The 17206-nt window shown below is 38.3% G+C and carries 15 protein-coding genes; 11 read left to right on the top strand and 4 right to left on the bottom strand.

Annotated elements, in window-relative coordinates; genetic code table 11:
• Window positions 1–50: 50 nt before the first annotated feature.
• Window positions 51–1058 (top strand): glycosyltransferase family 2 protein, encoded by a 1008-nt coding sequence (locus RM545_RS14205; RefSeq protein WP_311495951.1) that lies wholly within the window; start codon window positions 51–53, stop codon window positions 1056–1058.
• Between the two features lies 1 nt (window position 1059).
• Here RM545_RS14205 and RM545_RS14200 read toward each other — a convergent pair whose 3' ends face one another.
• The gene (locus RM545_RS14200) at window positions 1060–1812 is read right to left on the bottom strand and encodes a lipopolysaccharide kinase InaA family protein (protein WP_311495950.1); all 753 of its coding nucleotides are present in this window, start codon (window positions 1810–1812) and stop codon (window positions 1060–1062) included.
• 121 nt (window positions 1813–1933) lie between these two features.
• On the opposite strand from RM545_RS14200, the gene RM545_RS14195 reads away from it, so the two are divergent.
• On the top strand, window positions 1934–3091 hold the full coding sequence (locus RM545_RS14195) for a CDP-glycerol glycerophosphotransferase family protein (protein WP_311495949.1): 1158 nt from the start codon (window positions 1934–1936) through the stop codon (window positions 3089–3091).
• A gap of 16 nt (window positions 3092–3107) precedes the next feature.
• Here RM545_RS14195 and RM545_RS14190 read toward each other — a convergent pair whose 3' ends face one another.
• Both RM545_RS14190 and RM545_RS14185 read right to left on the bottom strand, forming a co-directional pair.
• Window positions 3108–3890 (bottom strand): glycosyltransferase family 2 protein, encoded by a 783-nt coding sequence (locus RM545_RS14190; RefSeq protein WP_311495948.1) that lies wholly within the window; start codon window positions 3888–3890, stop codon window positions 3108–3110.
• A gap of 117 nt (window positions 3891–4007) precedes the next feature.
• Entirely contained in the window at window positions 4008–4871 is an 864-nt protein-coding gene (locus RM545_RS14185; RefSeq protein ID WP_311495947.1) for a hypothetical protein, read from the bottom strand.
• Window positions 4872–5115: 244 nt separating this feature from the next.
• Between RM545_RS14185 and RM545_RS14180 the strand changes: the two genes are divergently transcribed.
• From RM545_RS14180 to RM545_RS14155, 6 genes are all read left to right on the top strand, one after another.
• Entirely contained in the window at window positions 5116–6261 is a 1146-nt protein-coding gene (locus RM545_RS14180; protein WP_311495946.1) for a glycosyltransferase family 4 protein, read from the top strand.
• Entirely contained in the window at window positions 6251–6823 is a 573-nt protein-coding gene (locus RM545_RS14175; RefSeq protein ID WP_311495945.1) for an L-threonylcarbamoyladenylate synthase, read from the top strand. Before RM545_RS14180 ends, RM545_RS14175 begins: the two co-directional genes overlap by 11 nt.
• A gap of 93 nt (window positions 6824–6916) precedes the next feature.
• The gene (locus RM545_RS14170) at window positions 6917–8338 is read left to right on the top strand and encodes a CCA tRNA nucleotidyltransferase (RefSeq protein WP_311495944.1); all 1422 of its coding nucleotides are present in this window, start codon (window positions 6917–6919) and stop codon (window positions 8336–8338) included.
• A gap of 134 nt (window positions 8339–8472) precedes the next feature.
• Window positions 8473–9498 (top strand): COX15/CtaA family protein, encoded by a 1026-nt coding sequence (locus RM545_RS14165; RefSeq protein WP_311495943.1) that lies wholly within the window; start codon window positions 8473–8475, stop codon window positions 9496–9498.
• A 24-nt stretch (window positions 9499–9522) separates the two neighbouring features.
• A complete protein-coding gene (locus RM545_RS14160; protein WP_311495942.1) occupies window positions 9523–10023 on the top strand; it encodes an IS1096 element passenger TnpR family protein in 501 nt (166 codons plus the stop codon).
• A 49-nt stretch (window positions 10024–10072) separates the two neighbouring features.
• Window positions 10073–11131 carry a nucleoid-associated protein gene (locus tag RM545_RS14155; RefSeq protein WP_311495941.1) on the top strand — a complete coding sequence of 353 codons (1059 nt, stop codon included), beginning with the start codon at window positions 10073–10075 and terminating at the stop codon, window positions 11129–11131.
• Window positions 11132–11506: 375 nt separating this feature from the next.
• Here the strand turns inward: RM545_RS14155 and RM545_RS14150 are convergent, their stop codons facing one another.
• Window positions 11507–12571 (bottom strand): hypothetical protein, encoded by a 1065-nt coding sequence (locus RM545_RS14150; protein WP_311495940.1) that lies wholly within the window; start codon window positions 12569–12571, stop codon window positions 11507–11509.
• Between the two features lie 92 nt (window positions 12572–12663).
• Here RM545_RS14150 and RM545_RS14145 point away from each other — a divergent pair, with 92 nt between their 5' ends.
• From RM545_RS14145 to RM545_RS14135, 3 genes are read left to right on the top strand one after another with little or no spacing between them, the layout of a single operon-like run.
• Window positions 12664–13569, top strand: coding sequence for an ABC transporter ATP-binding protein (locus RM545_RS14145; protein WP_311495939.1), 906 nt, complete (start codon window positions 12664–12666; stop codon window positions 13567–13569).
• The gene (locus RM545_RS14140; RefSeq protein ID WP_311495938.1) at window positions 13569–14405 is read left to right on the top strand and encodes an ABC transporter permease; all 837 of its coding nucleotides are present in this window, start codon (window positions 13569–13571) and stop codon (window positions 14403–14405) included. Before RM545_RS14145 ends, RM545_RS14140 begins: the two co-directional genes overlap by 1 nt.
• A gap of 25 nt (window positions 14406–14430) precedes the next feature.
• Window positions 14431–17199, top strand: a complete 2769-nt coding sequence (locus RM545_RS14135) for a T9SS type B sorting domain-containing protein (protein WP_311495937.1) — start codon at window positions 14431–14433, stop codon at window positions 17197–17199.
• The last annotated feature ends 7 nt before the right edge of the window (window positions 17200–17206 follow it).

Below are 17206 nucleotides of genomic sequence, written 5' to 3'. Positions count from 1 at the left end.
TTACCCCAAAAATACTTAATTTTATCCACTTGAAATCCTTTGATATCTAGATGCGGGCACCCATAACAGTTTTAATACCTACATACAACGAAGAAGAATTAATAGAGCAGGCCATTTCCTGTTCGGGTTTTGCAGACGAGGTTTTAATTATGGATTCTTACAGTACAGATGCCACAGTTAAAATATCAGAAAAACATAATTGTACCATCCTACAACGTAAATTCGATAATTTTTCTAATCAGAAGAATTACGGGATCGCAAGGGCAAAGAACGACTGGATCCTGGTGCTGGATGCTGATGAATACATCACTTACGAACTGCGCAATGAAATTCTTTCAGCGATAAAAAACCCGAAGCATAAGGCGTACAAGATGTTATTCAAAAATTATTTTATTAACCGGTTCATCCATCATGGAACAAACGGAAATAAGATAAAGCTCAGATTATTCAATAGAAAATTCTGCAGATATGAAGGTCTGGTTCATGAGCAACTTATATGCGAAGGATCTGTTGGTGTGCTTAAAGGCAGAATATTACATTATACCTACAGAAATCTGTGGCACTTCTTTCAGAAGAAAAATCAGTATTCTGAGTTGCAGTCCACGCAACTTTTTCAGCGGAAGAAAGAAGTAGGGGCAGCTCCGTTGCTACTTAAGCCACTCTACAGGTTTTTAAGTGAATATATTCTGCGACTGGGTTTTATGGACGGTGTAGCAGGGTTAACCTCTACTTCTATGAATGGTTACGGGGTTCTAAGCCGGTATGTGAAGCTCCAGATTTTAAACGGAAAAATTAAGGATCCCGAATTGAAAAATTATAATCAGTACACTCAGGAGCTTATGAGGGAAGCCAAACGCACTGGATCTTCAAAAAACCCGAAGGAGAAAATTTATAAATTTCATTTTCTCTGGAATCCGGTTAAGGCTTTCCTTAAACAGTATTTCATCAAAAGAAATTTTCTTGCAGGAAAAGAAGGTTATATCTTGAGCTACCTTGAAGGTTTTAAAGCTTATAATATTGTTCTTTATCATTGGCTAATGAAAAGGAATATGGACTGACTTATTTTTTCAATCCTAGTCGTTTCTTAAACTCCTTTTTCTTCCTTGCCTTTTCCTGAAATTTCTGAATATGACTCCACAATTCAGAAAAAACTTCTTCTTCAGTTTCCGGGATTAACTTCGCATATTCATTTGCTATTATTTTCGCCATGTCCTCAAAACGAGTAATGCGATGCAAATTTTTCATTCGTTCTTCAAAATTCAGAGGCTCAAATTTCATCCGGTTTAAATCTACCAAATAAAATTCAAAATTTCCGTTATTGGTTTGAATGAGTGTATTTCCCGGAGAGTGATCCAGAAAGTTGACGTTATTTTCGTGTAACCGAAATGTAAACCGGGTAAATGCCCTGAGTATTTCCTCTCTCTGAGGATAATCAGGCTCATGAATTAATTCCCTAAAGGTAAGATCATATGGAATCTGTTCGCACACATAAAAGCTCTCTGTAAATAATAAACCGGACGCTTCTGCATAGGCAACAGGAACAGGAGTTTTTAAATTGTGTGACAATAAATAATTTGCGTTTTCAAAAGAGCGACGTGCCTTGGATTTTCTGAAATATTTGTATGCTACCTGATTAATCAGATTGGGTTTTTTGAAAGATTTTACGTTTAGCCTTTTCCCGTTGAGATCGAAGATTTTAATGTCGTTACGCTGACCTTTATCCAGTACTTCCCCTTCTCTACTGAAATGATTTATAAAGTGCAGAATTTCTTCTCTCTGATCTGCAAAAGCTTTTTCTACCACAAATTTCATAGCACAAAAATAAGTTTTTAATAAAGATTTCCCGTCTGAAAAAAGTTTTATCGAGGTACCGCAATGGGAATTCAAGTGAGGCAAATTGTATATTTCCTGCTAAAGTGGTAATCTTGTAACAATGGGGACTAAGACAGAAAGTGAAAGAACTTATAAAATAGGATTTATTTTCCTAGACGAAATCCATCATATCTTTCATTTTATCAGCATTGCGACAGAGCTTTCGAAAACTCAAAAAGTAAGTATTCTCACCTATCCTTCAAACCACGATTTGCTGCGCAGAAGCATTAAAGAGTTGGATGGCGATAATATTACCGTAGAAGAGTTGCCGACTTCAGCTTTCCGGTCTTTTACTGATAGAATAAAAGGCAGAGAATTGCCAAGAAAAGGATTCTGGATCAAGAAAAACAAAAAGTATATTCTCAAAACTTTTGATGCTGTAGTTTTCACTGATTATTTTCACAAGTACCTGTTACGAGATAGAAAACCGGGCAAAACACCTAAACTTCTCAAATTTCCACATGGCACCCCCGGCAGGGCTTACGCCTTTAATAAGAGTCAGTTGGATTTTGACTTTCAGCTGATAATTGGCAATTTTCAGTACCAGCAGTATAAGGAGATGGGACTGTTAGGAAATCATCCTGCTATCACCGGCTACGCTAAATTAGATGCATTAAAAGCGAAGGAAAGAAATTTCTCTTTTGGGAATAAAAAACCCGTTGTTTTATACAATCCTCATTTCGACCCAAACTTATCTTCGTGGAAGCACGAAGGCCTTGAAGTACTCGATTATTTTTATAATCAGGAACATTTCAATTTAATTTTTGCTCCGCATTTACACCTTTTTCAGGAAAATAAAGGCGGACACAAGGCTTCTGAAATTCCTGAAAAATTTTACCGGAAAAAAAATATTCACATAGATTTGGGAAGTCTGAAAAGTATAGATATGTCTTACTTAAATTCGGCTGATCTTTACGTCGGCGATGTTTCCAGCCAGGTCTATGAATTTATTATCACCCCCAAACCTTGTATATTTTTAAATCCAAACGAGCTTCAGTATGAAAATGATTTCAGTTTTAGATTTTGGAAATGTGGTGAGGTTATAAATTCTGCAAAACAGCTGAATGAAGCTCTGACAAAGGCAACAGCAGATTTTGCCAAATATCGAACTGTTCAGAAAAAAATAACCGAAGAAAATTATTATACCGAAGAAGGCTCTACTGCTTCAGAAAGAGGAGCAAAAGCGATTATTTCCTATCTGGATAAAGCTTTAGCGTAAAAGAAAAAGTAGCCTTTTACAGATACTTTTCAATTCCGTTTTCACAGCTAACCATTTTCTCATCCATCGCCCTCTGTTGTATTTCCCGGTTTACAATACTTTTTTCTTTAGAGCTTTCTTTGTGCCAAATATGGTAAACAATTCCGGCATAACGAAGACGCTTTCCGTCGACGCCTTTGTTCAACAATCTTACCACCATTTCGGAATCTTCCTGGCCCCAGCCGGTCATATCCTCATTATAACCATTAATTTCAATAAAATCTTTTCTCCAAAAAGACAAATTGCAACCTCGGACTTTCTTTGAAAGCTCATTCTTTTGTTTATAAAAACTGCTCAAAAAAGGAATATGTAGACTCCTTGTCCGCTTCTTAATTCCGCTGGCAAAAAAATCATAACTGATTCTTCCTTCCTCAAAAATTTCCTGCAAAGCTTCTTCCTGAATATTCACCCGGCTCCCAAACTGAAAAGTTCCCGTTTTCGTATTGTTGATATGATCCCTGACAAAATCTTTATGTAAAATACAGTCCCCATCTGTTTGAATTATATAATCTGAAGTAGCTTGTGCAATAGCCTTATTTAAAATCGAAGTTCTTCTAAACCCTTCATCTTCCTGCCATACATGCTTTATTGGAAGACCCTGATCTTTGTGCTTCTTGATAACGTTAGCCGTTTCTTCAGTAGAGCCGTCGTCTGCAATTACTATTTCATCTGGCGCCGTACTTTGATTTTTTACACTTTTTAAAACCAGGTTTAAAGCTTCAGGCCAGTTGTAGGTAGAAATAAGTAAAGCAGTTTTCATTTCAATATGGTTTCAAAGTTGATTTTATTAACAGAGCTATTCTTTTTGCAAATTTACTACGGAATAAAACAAAGTCACATTCCTTTCTCTATGCCGAAAATCGCCAAATTTCGGGCTTCACTTAAAATGTGATTTAAACCATTGTCCGAAATTCTTTTTATAGATATAAAAATCTGAAGGAATTAAGGTCTTATAATCTAAATTACTGCTGATTTGCTCCACAGAATTTCCTTTTACAAACGCTAATTTTTTCCATTTTTCCGGCTCCAAATAGAAAAAATCCTGATATTCTGAAAAATTTTTACTGTTTACAGCACGCCATTTTTCCAAAAACTGATCTGGATTCGTCTCCTCCCGGTGCCCCCAATTCCTGAATTTAGTAATAATCTCCTCTTCTGATCGTGAAACGGACTCATGCAAAAGAAGGTTTTGTGTATAAATGATTCTTTGTTTTGTATTTCTTCCCACTTTATAATCAGGGAAATTAGTAGCCATCATCTGCCGCCGTACTTTTTCTACATAAAGAATTCCATTATCTACATATTTATAAAGAACCAGAAGAAAAGCCGCTATCTGTACAGGTTTGTCTTCAGGGTTATCTAAAAATTTGTCATACTTGCGCAAATCATTTACAAATTCTTCAAAATTCAAGAAATATTCGTCGCAATCTACCTGTATCAGCCAATTTCCCTTTCCCATCTTCTGCGCCAGCATTTTCCTTTCCCGCACTTCATTTTCCATTGCAGTAAGTTCCGGCACATAAAAATTATCTTTGTAAATTGTAATTTTTTGATCAACATCAATTTCCTCCAGCCATTTGAAGAATTCAGGATCTACCAATATTTTTCCTCCGGACCAGGTTCGATAATTTTCATCTAAAGCAATAAAAACAGAATCTGCTGCTGCATAAACCGGCGGAATTGCTTTTTTGAGCAATTCATAATCGTAAGACATCAAAAAACCGACCTGAATTTTTTTCATGAAGTAGATTGCATGATTGTTCTGATAACTCAGAAAGTTTTTCAAAAGAAGCCGAAAATTGCCATTTTTCGCCTTCCGCTTTCTGAATACAAAAATCAAATATAATTATTTGAAGTCATTATTGTGGATCCTTCCGTTGATTGTGTTTCAGATCATTTGAACGTCTCATTCAAATTAAAATAGCTATTTCCTTATCCTTAATATCGATTTTTTTACTTTCACGATCTATTTTACATTGACAATATTGCAGAAAGAAGCAAAACAATATCAGGATCAGGATTTAACTGTCCTCCACCTCTCAGCAGTTAAGAAATGGGGTGGTGGAGAAAGGCATATTGAAAACTTATGCAGGGAACTTCCCAATGTGGTCCCAAAAATCAACAATATCGTCCTTTGCAATAGTAAATTCCGCTTCAGTAAAAATTTTTACGACACAAAAACCGAAATAATTCCGGCCTCCTTAAGTTTTAAAATGGACCCACGATATGTGGCTAAGATCATCAATATTTGCAAGAAAAGGAAGGTCGATATTGTGCATATTCACGACAGCACTGCTTTAACGCTTTATATTTTAGGAACCCGATTCGCTTCCCTCCCACCTGCTGTTTTCAGTAAAAAAACGTCTTTTCCCATTCGGTCCAGAAAGCAGACCCTTTTTAAATACAATTCTCCTCAAATAAAGAAAATCCTTTGTGTTTCCATAGCCACTGCCAGGATTACTTCCGAAACTATTGAGGATAAAAATAAAATTCGCTGCATTTACCATGGCACGAACATAAAGGATAAAGCTACAACCACACCCTTTCTTCTTCGGAATAAGTTGCAGTTAAAAAAAGAAGTCCGAATTATCGGAAACATCGCCAATCACATCTGGCCAAAGAACCTGGAAACTTTTATTTTTGTTGCTGATGAGCTCATTAATAAGCAGCAGCTTAAAAACCTTCATTTTGTCCAGATTGGCGAATTTAGTACTCTCACGCCTCCGTTACTCAATTTGATAAATGAGTGCAAACTGGAGAAACATATAACTTTTATGGGAAAAGTGGAGAACGCCGCTAATTTTATTCCGCAGTTCGATATAAGCCTGATGACGTCGCAAAGCGAGGGGATTCCGCAGTTTATATATGAATCTTTTTATCATAAAGTTCCAGTGGTAAGCACAAACGTAGGCGGTATTTCTGAAGTTATTGAACATAACGTGAATGGATTACTCGCCCCGGCCTTTGATGTTAAGAAATTGGCCGCACATATCGTATCTTTGCTGAACAATCAGCAGGACCGGGAAAATTTCACACGCATTTCCCGGCAAAAACTGGAAAATAATTTTACTTCAGCAGTAATGGCTGAAAAAACATATTCAGAATATAAAAAAGTATTAAATGAAAGATGATTTTAAAACTGAATCTCAGGAAGCAATTAGCGTGTTAAAACGCGGCGGACTTATTCTTTATCCTACAGATACCGTGTGGGGAATTGGTTGTGATTCTACAAATCCTGAAGCCGTAGAAAAGGTTTTTGCCCTAAAGAAAAGAAGCGAATCTAAATCGCTTATCTGCCTCGTTTCAGATTTTAAAATGTTAAACGAATATGTAGAAGATGTTCCTGAAGTGGCTTATGATATTCTTAAATATGCTGCAAAACCAACGACCATTATTTACGATGATCCTATTCGTGTTGCTGAAAATCTCATTGCAGACGATAATACGCTTGCGATACGCGTGACCAAGGACAAATTTTGCAAAGAATTAGTGCGAAGATTTCGAAGACCAATCGTTTCAACTTCAGCAAATATAAGCGGAGAAAAAACTCCGGAATCCTACTCTCAAATAGCTCCTGAAATTTTAAAAGGTGTGGACTATGTAGTAAATTTGCACCAGTCAAAAAAAAGCACCAAACCATCTGCAATTATTAAGTTGAGTAATGATGGAAAAGTGAAAGTGGTACGTAAATAGCATCTGTAAATAAGCGATTCGCTGAGTTCGTTTTAAAGACCTCGCAGGTTTTAGAAACCTGCGAGGTCTTTCGACAGGAAGAAAAAAGAGTAAGTGGAAAATTATAAAGAGGCCTTAGATCATAAAATTTTTAATGTAATCTCGCTTGCCGCGGAAGAACTGGATGTAGAAAGCTACGTTATTGGTGGTTTTGTACGTGACCACCTTCTGCAACGGGGCGATCCCAAGGATATTGATGTGGTTGCGGTGGGAAGTGGGATTGAACTTGCCAAAAAGGTTTCAGAACTATTACCTCACAAGCCAAAAGTCCAGGTCTTCAAGAACTACGGCACCGCAATGCTGCGGGCTTTCGATATGGAAATTGAATTTGTTGGTGCCCGTAAAGAAAGTTATAGTGAGGACAGCAGGAATCCCATTGTGGAAAATGGCACGCTGCAAGACGATCAGAATCGGCGTGATTTTACAATTAATGCACTTGCGTTAAGCCTGAATAAAAACAATTTTGGAGAACTTCTGGATCCCTTTAACGGACTCAAAGATTTAAAATCCCAGATTATCCGAACTCCGCTTGATCCGGATGTTACCTATTCAGACGATCCTTTGCGCATGTTAAGAGCGATACGTTTTGCCGCCCAGCTTGGCTTCAGAATCGAAAAAGAATCGCTTAAAGCAATACGGGAGAATAAAGACCGGATTAAAATAATTTCCAAAGAACGTATTGTAGACGAACTGAACAAGATTATGCTTTCCGAAAAACCATCAGTCGGTTTTGCGCTGCTTCATAAAACAAAACTTTTAAAACTAATTCTTCCCGAGCTTACCGCACTGGAAGGAATAGATGAAATTGAAGGACAACGACATAAAGATAATTTTTGGCACACCCTGGAAGTAGTGGACAATATTTCAGAAAACACCGATGATCTCTGGCTGCGATGGGCCGCACTTCTTCATGATATTGGCAAAGCACCTACCAAGAAGTTTCACAAGAAAATAGGCTGGACATTTCATGGTCATGAGTTTGTGGGCGCCAAAATGGTCTACAAATTATTTAAGCGTTTGAGATTGCCGTTAAACGAAAAGATGAAGTTTGTTCAAAAGATGGTTTTAATGAGCTCGCGTCCTATTGCTATTGTGGATGATAACACTACAGATTCTGCCGTGCGCAGGCTTGTTTTTGACGCCGGTGACAATATTGAGGATTTAATGACCCTTTGTGAAGCTGACATCACCACCAAAAACCCTAAACGTTTTGATCGATATCATAACAACTTTAAAATAGTAAGACAAAAAATCAAAGAAGTTGAAGCAAGGGACCATATACGCAATTTTCAGCCTCCGGTAAGTGGAGAGGAAATTATGGAAACTTTTGGTTTAACGCCCTGTCGGGAAGTGGGAATGATAAAGGATGCGATTAAAGAAGCAATTCTTGAAGGAGATATCCCGAACGAATATGATGCAGCACATAATTTTATGCTGAAAAAAGGACAAAAGCTTGGACTACAGCCGGTGAAATAGTGAGTTCGGAGATCGGAGTTTGGAGTAGCAAATCGAGCAGGAAAATTCAGCTGGAAGGATAAAATTTTAAAAATTCCTGAACCAAATCCAAAATTCTGATAGCGAAGCAGTCTCTAATCTAATATCAACAAAAAGTGTATCGAAAATCAGCAAAAATAGCGCTTGTCCTTGTTTACCTGGTAATTATTGCCGGGGCCGTGGTAAGAATGACCGGCTCTGGAATGGGCTGTCCCGACTGGCCAAAATGCTTCGGATATTACATTCCTCCTACTGAAGAGGCCGAACTTTTGTTTCAGCCACAAAAAAAATATGAAAAAGGCCAGGTGATTATTGTAGATGAAACCTTGCAGGTCGCTGCTTCAGACTTCACTTCTTCTAAAGAATACAACAAAGAAAACTGGGAAACCTATATCAAACACGATTATGCAGTCTTTAATCCCGCACATACCTGGGTGGAATATATTAACAGGCTTTTCGGGGCGCTGGCGGGCTTTGCCGTTTTAATTATGGCTTTTTTATCCTTCAAAAAATGGAAAATCCGAAAACGTGTTCCGCTGTTGTCATGGCTTACCGTCTTGCTCATGGGATTCCAGGCATGGCTTGGCGCAACCGTGGTTTATTCTGTTCTTGCACCCGCCCGTATTACCGTACACATGGTGATGGCCCTGGTAATTGTGGCGATTCTCATCTACCTAATCTATATTTCTTCGGAAAAAAGACGTGAACATTATCAAAAGAAAGGCTTCCGGAATCTCCTTATTTTCGCCATTAGTCTTACATTAATACAGGTGGTACTGGGAACTCAGGTACGACAGTTTGTGGATGAACAGTCTAAAGCATTAGGTACAGGAGTTGAAGAACTTTGGCTGGCAAACCCTAATTTCACCTTTTATTTCCACCGTTCTTTTTCAATCCTGGTATTGCTTGTAAACCTTCTGCTCTGGTGGCAAAACAGAAAATTCGGGTTAAAATTCTCAAAAATTAACTGGATACTAATCCTGCTTTTATTGGAAATAGCAACAGGTATAGCCATGTATAATTACGACTTCCCGTTTCTTAGCCAGCCGTTGCATCTGGTCATTGCCTCCCTGTTTTTCGGGATTCAGTTTTATTTGTTAATGGAATGCGTGTATGCCCCTAAGAAGTACAAAAGTTTGTAACTTTGCCCCCTAAAATTTAAAGCTATGGTTTATAGATTCAGAGTAATTCTTGATGCGGAAGAGGATGTGTTCAGAGATATAGAAATGCTTCAGGAAAGTACCCTGGAGGATCTTCATAATACCATAATCCAGTCATTTGGTTTTGACGGGACAGAGATGGCTTCCTTTTATGCCAGCGATGATAATTGGAACCAGGGAGAAGAATTTTCTCAGTTTGATATGGGTGGCGAAGTAAGGCTTATGAATGAAACCAGCCTTGACAGCGTCCTTTCAGAAGATAATACGAAAATGATCTACGTCTATGATTTTCTGAATATGTGGACGTTCCTCGTGGAACTTGCTGAAATTGCCGATCCTGAAGATAGTATCGATTATCCAAACCTTATGTTTGTGCACGGACAAATACCTAACGTAGCTCCCGAAAAAGAATTTATTGGTGAGAGTGAAGAAGGTTCGGCAGAATTTGATGATGATTTTGATGTTGATGATTACGACAACCTTTCTTTCGACGAAAACTGGAATTAATCAGCATTCACTTCAATATTTCTTTTAACCTTTTACTTTTCATTATTAAATGATAAACCTCTTTAATGCCCAGATTGAATCTTTATCTATTCACAGAGTAGGTAATAAAAGTAGAAATGAAGGAATTTTCCTTTCTGCAAATCCTTATAATCTTGAGGATGAAATTAAACCGCTTATCAAGGAATTTTTCCTGAAGCCTTTCAGGGAAAAAGAAGAAAATTACTATCAGTTTTCTCATGAAACAGATTTGGAATTTAACGAGCTTTATAATTTAGCCAATGCTATTTTTGATAGCCCCGATAAGGCTCACGAAATATCGAAGAAAGTAACCACCTTGCTTTTCGAGCAATCTGCCCATCCTCACATTAAAAATGGAGAGGTATTCCTGGTTTATTTTGAAAATATGCAACTGGACAATGAAAAAATGTCGGCAATTGGCATATTTAAGTCAGAATTGAAGCACGATTTTCTTCAGTTTGAAGAAAAAGGAAGTATTCTGGATATGATTGTCCAGCAGGGAATTAACCTGAACAAACTGGACAAAGGAGCGCTTATTTTCAATAAAGGAAGGGAAGAAGGTTACAAAATCCTCTCGGTAGATTCCAATAGATATGATACAAAGTATTGGCTGGAGAACTTTTTAGGGGTAGATATTCTTGCAGACGATAATTATCGCACAAAAAACTACCTGAATTTTTGTAAAAATTTCGCTAAAGATGTTGTGCTTCCCGCGGAAGACAAAAAAGAAGAAGTCATGTTTATGAACCGAAGCATGGATTACTTCGCGAAAAATGACAAATTTGAAGAGACTAATTTCCTGAATTCTGTAATTGACAATCCAGAGCTGGTTCCTGAATTTCAGAATTACAAAACAGAGAAGGCTCCAAAATATAAAATTGAAGATCTTTCAGATTTTTCTATTGTAAACACTGCAGTTACCGCTGCCAGGAAGAAAATTAAGAGCGTAATTAACCTGGACACCAATATTCAGATAAAACTGGACTTCATTAACCCGGAATCTGCTGAAAAATTTGTAGAAAAAGGCTGGGATGAAGAAAAACAGATGTATTATTACCTCGTTTACTTCAATAAAGAAGAAAAAAGCTAGAAATGAAGTGAAGAGTGAAGAGTGAAGAGTTTTCTTTTCCCAAGCTATGCCTCGAAAATGGCAATTATCGACCTTATCTCAAGTACGAGGTAAGAAGTGAGAGGTACGGAAATTTTTTTCTGTGCTCTTTCCTCTCTTAAAAGCAAGTCCTGAAAATGGCAATTATCGACCTAATTTGAAGTATGAAGTACGAGGTAAGAAGTGAGAGGTACGGAAATTTTTTTCTGTGCTCTTTCCTCTTTCCTCTCTTAAAAGCAAGTCCTGAAAATGGCAATTATCGACCTAATTTGAAGTACGAAGTGGGAGGTAAGAAGTACGAAAAAATGAACTCTTCACTCTTCACTCTTCACTCTTCACTTTTTTAGAGGAAGTTCTTCAGCTTAACAATCGCTTCATATTTACATCTTCGTAATTGCGTTTCACGAAATCCAGGGCAGTCCGTAGAATCTGGCCCATTGTGCTGGCACGCTTAAACTTGACATCATTGGTGTATTTATAAAGATCCTGCCGCAGGTTTTTAACCTTGTCCCCGGTAGAAACATGATCGTTAATCATACACCTTATCAATTCTTTGTACCTGCTTTTGGTATTGATAATCCGCTTGGCAAGTAGTGAGCGTTCCTCTTTCCTGTATTGTTCTATAGAAGATTCCTGCAATTTTTCTGAAACTAACTTTACCATTTTATAATTCTCTTTAAAAAACTGGGGACGGTAAACTTTTAAATTTCCCTCATAACATTGCTGATCGAAATCTATAGCTCTAATCTTATATTGGACATGATCAAAATCGTGGGTAGGAATCACCACATAATTATAAGAGCGCATATCACCTAAAAGTCGTACCGTACAGCGCTCGTTGAATTTCACAAACTGTTTGGCAATTTGCGTTTGCTCACGTTCGCTGCAGGTTGGGAGGTGATCTTCAATAAAAACGTCACCGGGAATACCTGCGATATGTTCCTCAATTAAAGTTTCTTTATAAACCAGGAAATTAATCCTGTGTGGGGAAAGTAAGTGCTCGAATTCGAGACCGTAAACCCTTGAAGCATCTGCAGTTTTTACGTAGAAATAAGTAAAACTATCATTTAAAATATTCCGCACTTTTACGCGAAATGGTTTTGAATTTCCGAAGGTACAGTAGTCTATGGCATCAATATTCAGGAACTCCAGGGAATCGTCACTACCATCAGAATGAAGGATGGTATATACTTTCTTCAGGCTTTCATCAATTTCCAGGCGTTCGTGATCTGGATAATAGCAACGCACCCAAAAAGTATCCTCTTCATGTTGATCATAAACCACAATAGAACCGGAAAAGCGCAGTAAATCTTCATAAAACACAGGAATCATTGTATTCCGGTTATATTTGGCGAGATACCGGTTAAAACGCTGGTTTATTGGGAAAGAAGGTTTCTTCTTCGACATTAATTTCTGCTCCATGTATCTATTGGTTTTGCCCAAAAATACAGTTTCTAGTGCGAAACCTGTAACAAAATGTTAATTTCGTCGTCATACTAAAAACATTTCATCAATTGGAAACAATCCTTAGCATCACCAATCTTACTAAAAAATACGGCTCACTTACGGCTGTAGATAATTTGTCTTTCACCATTGAAAAAGGAAATGTCTACGGAATTTTAGGCCCTAATGGTAGCGGTAAATCCACAACTTTAGGAATGGTCCTTAATGTCGTAAATAAAACCAGTGGAGATTTTCTCTGGTTTGACGGAAAAGAATCTACGCATGAAGCTTTAAAAAAAGTAGGGGCAATAATAGAGCACCCCAACTTTTATCCATACATGACGGCGGCCCAAAATTTGGCCCTGGTTTGCAAAATTAAAAATATTCCGCCTGCAAAAATTGAGGAAAAACTGGAACTGGTAGGACTTTTAGATAGAAAAAACAGCAAGTTTAAAACCTATTCCCTGGGAATGAAGCAGCGTCTTGCAATCGCTTCTGCCCTGCTCAATGATCCTGAAATCCTTATTCTGGATGAACCCACAAACGGACTCGATCCTCAGGGAATCCATCAGATTCGGGAAATTATCAGAAAAATTGCTTCAATGGGTACCACCATTCTTCTTGCTTCGCACTTACTGGATGAAGTGGAAAAAGTCTGCTCTCATGTAGTAATTATCCGGAATGGAGTTAAACTTTATACCGGCCCCGTAGACGGAATTAATGCAAGCCACGGATTTTTTGAATTAAGAGCTAAAGACACTGCCCGCCTGCAAGAGCTATTAAAGAGCCATCCCGATATTGGTAAAATTACGGTTAATGATGATCTGGTAACAGCTATCCTGGAAGAACCTATGGAGGCCGAAGTGATTAATGAATATTTGTTTGAAAGAGGCCTCTCTTTATGTTATCTCGTAAAGAGAAAACAAAGCCTGGAAGAACAGTTCCTTCAATTAACTAACCAAACAAATAAAGCCTGATGCTACGATTATTAAACATAGAATTTCATAAATTAAAATACAGTCGTTCTGCTAAAGTATTAACGCTCACGTATTTTATTCTTATCACTTTTATAGCCCTTTTTGCCTCTATCGAATTTAATATTGGTCAGATCAATTTCCGGGTAGCAGACCAGGGAATTTTTAATTTCCCTTATATCTGGCACTTTAACAGCTATATTGCGGCAATGCTAAAACTGTTTTTGGCCATTGTCATTGTTTCGATGATGTCCAATGAATACAGCAACAGGACGCTTAAGCAAAACCTCATCGATGGCCTTAGCAAAAAAGAATTTGTACTTTCTAAATTCCTGACCGTACTCGTATTTTCACTGATCTCTACATTATTCCTGTTTATTGTTTCTTTAATCCTGGGACTTTCTTTTTCGGATTTTAGTGAAGTTTCGATTATTCTTTCAGATATGGAATATCTTGTAGGATATTTCGTCAAGCTTACGGCTTTTTTTGCCTTCTGTATGTTTCTGGGAATATTGGTAAAGCGCTCTGCATTTGCACTGGGTTTCCTTTTTATCTGGTGGATTATAGAAAGCATTACCTATGGTGTGCTAAAATGGAAAATCTTTAAAGGGACTGATACTGCAGATCATATCGCACGCTTCTTTCCACTGGAAAGCATGGCGAACATAATTAAGGAACCATTTTCCCGTCTAAATGCCTTTAAAGCTGCTGCAAACCAGCTGGGATCTGAGTTTGAAAAAGACTACGGCATTCATTGGTATCAGCTTCTAATAGTAATTGCCTGGACAGCTATTTTTGTGTTTTTCTCCTACCGATTGTTGAAAAAGCGGGATTTGTAATACCTTGGTGATATTCCACTGTGGTATGAAATTAAGAAGCTGCCTGTTCATTCTTATTCTTGCGTTTTTTGCTATGGAAGCAGAAGCTCAAAAGGAAGCCTCCAACTGGTATTTTGGAGACCAGGCAGGCCTTTCGTTTAACAGCGGCACGCCAACAGCGCTTTTAAATGGAGAACTACAAACGGTAGAAGGATCCACCAGTATTTCTGACCGCAATGGAAATCTTCTGTTCTATACCGACGGAAGTACCGTCTATAACCGCAGCCATGACGTGATGCGGAATGGAGAAAATTTAAAAGGTCATGTTTCCAGCACACAGTCTGCCATTGTTGTTCCCAGACCCGGAAATCCCAACCGATATTTCATTTTCACTGTAGATAAACCTGATTACTATCTGTCTCCGGAAGACCCTATTGAGGGAGTGAATTATTCTGAAGTAGATATGACTTTAAGCAATGGACGAGGTGCTGTAATAGAAGGACGAAAGAACATCCACCTGGTGACATACGATCCTTCAGATCCACTCGAAAATGAATTCAAAAATTCAGAGAAAATTTCTGCTGTAATCGGCGGTGACTGTGTCTCTTACTGGCTGGTCACGCAATTCGGAAATAAATTTTATTCCTTCAGAATTAGTTCAGCTGGCGTGGAGACTTCTCCTGTTGTTTCAGTAATTTCGAATAATTTCCCTCCCATTATCAATGAAATTGGTGTCAATATCACAGCTGGAGGATACCTGAAGATTTCTCCTAACGGAAAGAAGATAGCGGCGGCTTATTCTAATACAGCGCTCGAGAATGCCGGTATGAATGGCACCAAAAAAAACGGAAAAGTTTTTCTGTATGATTTTGATGACATTACCGGGAAAGTATACAACGAAGAATTTATATTAGAGAACTCCTATCCTTACGGCGTGGAATTCTCACCTGAATCTTCAAAACTCTACGTCACAGCAAATATCTTTCGTGAAAACGATGTTCTGGACAGAAGCGAACTGTACCAGTTCGACCTTACAAGCCCCGGCATATTGAATTCCAGAACAAGTATCCACTCTTCCCGAAACGTGGCAGGAGCACTCCAGCTTGCCCCTAATGGAAAAATTTACAGGGCCGGCTATCCCACAGACGATGGAGGGTATTTAAACCACAATTTCTTATCTGTTATTAATGAACCTGAAAATGCCGGCGCCAACGTTAATTATTCCCACAATTCTGTAGATGTTTCTCCTAACGATGTAAAACTCGGGCTTCCGCCTTTTGTACAATCTCTGTTCAGGAACAATTTTGAGGCTGAAAATTTTTGTCTTGGTGAATCAACTGAATTCTCTACCAGCGGTGACAATTATGACGCTGTGGAATGGGATTTTGGAGATGGAAATTTTTCTTCAGAAGAAACCCCCTCACATACTTATGGTGCACCCGGATCTTATACAGTTAGCCTGACAAAATTCATAAACAACCTTCCGCAGGATCCTGTATGCAAGGAAATCACGATAATTGGCATTCCTGAAGCTGCACAGGATTATGTTTTAACGCAATGTGATGGAAGCGATGGGATTCCTGACGACGGACTCACAGATTTTAACCTTCAGCTGGCGCGGAATTACCTTACGGGAAACAACAATAATCTTCGGGTCCTCTTTTATGAAACGGAAAGAGATGCCATGCTGGATAACCTGAATCAGGAAGGCCTTAATGATCTTTACCGCAATACCTCCCCTAATCAGGAATTAGTCGCAAAAGTCACCGGACTTGACGATGAATGTACCACCCTTACAAAAATTCAACTCGCAACCTCCGAAGGTAGATTGTTGGAAGCAGGAACAGCGAAGGGATGCGACATCGGCAATGGAGAGGCTGAATTTAATCTGAATAATATTCAGGAAAATATACGTGCTAATCTTAACCTTGATGAAAATGTAAACCTCACTTTTCATAGAAATGAAGATGATGCTGTGTTGGGGGCTAATCCTCTGCCCGATATTTTTAATTCTGAAGCGGGCACAATCTATGTAAAAGCTTATCAGGAGGATGTATGTTATGGTTATGGTAGTCTGGATCTGGAAATTGTCGCTTTTCCCGATATTCAGCAGAACAATATTCTGGAACTTTGCTCATCACAATTTCCTTTGCTGCTGGGAAAAAATCTTGTGCTGGATAATCCTGAAGATTTTTCTTTTGAATGGAGCACCGGCGAAACAACTGCCACAATTGAAATTAATGAACCGGGAAATTACAACCTCAATCTTATAAATAACAGTTTTGGCTGCGGAAGAACAATAGATTATTCTGTTGAAGAGTTTGAAACACCGGAAATTACAGATATTCAGATTACTAATAACGGTGCTGAAAGCGACGTTACTATAATAACAAATTTCGACGGTACAAATCTTACTTTCTCGCTGGACGACATTACCGGACCTTACCAATCCAACCCTGAATTTCGGAACGTTCCCGGCGGGAAACATACGGTTTATGTTCAGGTCGAAAATGGCTGTGGGATTATAGAACAGGAATTCACCGTTTTTGGCTATCCTAATTTTTTCACACCAAATAACGATGGCTACAATGACAGCTGGAAGCCCTATGACATAAATAATACCGAATTTACCATTAGCAATATCTACATTTTTGACAGATACGGAAAAGTACTGAAGCAGCTTAGCCCTGGTGGGGCAGGTTGGGACGGAAATTTCCACGGTCGTCCAATGCCCTCAGATGATTACTGGTTCAGTATTTATTTTGAAGATGGAACTGAGATTAAAGGGCACTTCACACTTAAAAGATCGAATTGATTTTCAG

This window comes from Autumnicola lenta, from assembly GCF_031846515.1.
GTDB lineage: Bacteria > Bacteroidota > Bacteroidia > Flavobacteriales > Flavobacteriaceae > Autumnicola > Autumnicola lenta.
Note: the sequence above shows the minus strand (reverse complement) of the source record. Positions and strands in the feature narration are given on the sequence as shown.

Excerpts from the sequence above, each read along its gene's own strand:
- RM545_RS14200 (WP_311495950.1), bottom strand. The coding sequence starts at position 1,812 with ATGAAATTTGTGGTAGAAAAAGCTTTTGCAGATCAGAGAGAAGAAATT.
- RM545_RS14150 (WP_311495940.1), bottom strand. The coding sequence starts at position 12,571 with ATGGAGCAGAAATTAATGTCGAAGAAGAAACCTTCTTTCCCAATAAAC.
- RM545_RS14185 (WP_311495947.1), bottom strand. The coding sequence starts at position 4,871 with ATGAAAAAAATTCAGGTCGGTTTTTTGATGTCTTACGATTATGAATTG.
- RM545_RS14205 (WP_311495951.1), top strand. The coding sequence starts at position 51 with ATGCGGGCACCCATAACAGTTTTAATACCTACATACAACGAAGAAGAA.
- RM545_RS14190 (WP_311495948.1), bottom strand. The coding sequence starts at position 3,890 with ATGAAAACTGCTTTACTTATTTCTACCTACAACTGGCCTGAAGCTTTA.
- RM545_RS14160 (WP_311495942.1), top strand. The coding sequence starts at position 9,523 with ATGGTTTATAGATTCAGAGTAATTCTTGATGCGGAAGAGGATGTGTTC.
- RM545_RS14140 (WP_311495938.1), top strand. The coding sequence starts at position 13,569 with ATGCTACGATTATTAAACATAGAATTTCATAAATTAAAATACAGTCGT.
- RM545_RS14135 (WP_311495937.1), top strand. The coding sequence starts at position 14,431 with ATGAAATTAAGAAGCTGCCTGTTCATTCTTATTCTTGCGTTTTTTGCT.
- RM545_RS14175 (WP_311495945.1), top strand. The coding sequence starts at position 6,251 with ATGAAAGATGATTTTAAAACTGAATCTCAGGAAGCAATTAGCGTGTTA.
- RM545_RS14155 (WP_311495941.1), top strand. The coding sequence starts at position 10,073 with ATGATAAACCTCTTTAATGCCCAGATTGAATCTTTATCTATTCACAGA.
- RM545_RS14195 (WP_311495949.1), top strand. The coding sequence starts at position 1,934 with ATGGGGACTAAGACAGAAAGTGAAAGAACTTATAAAATAGGATTTATT.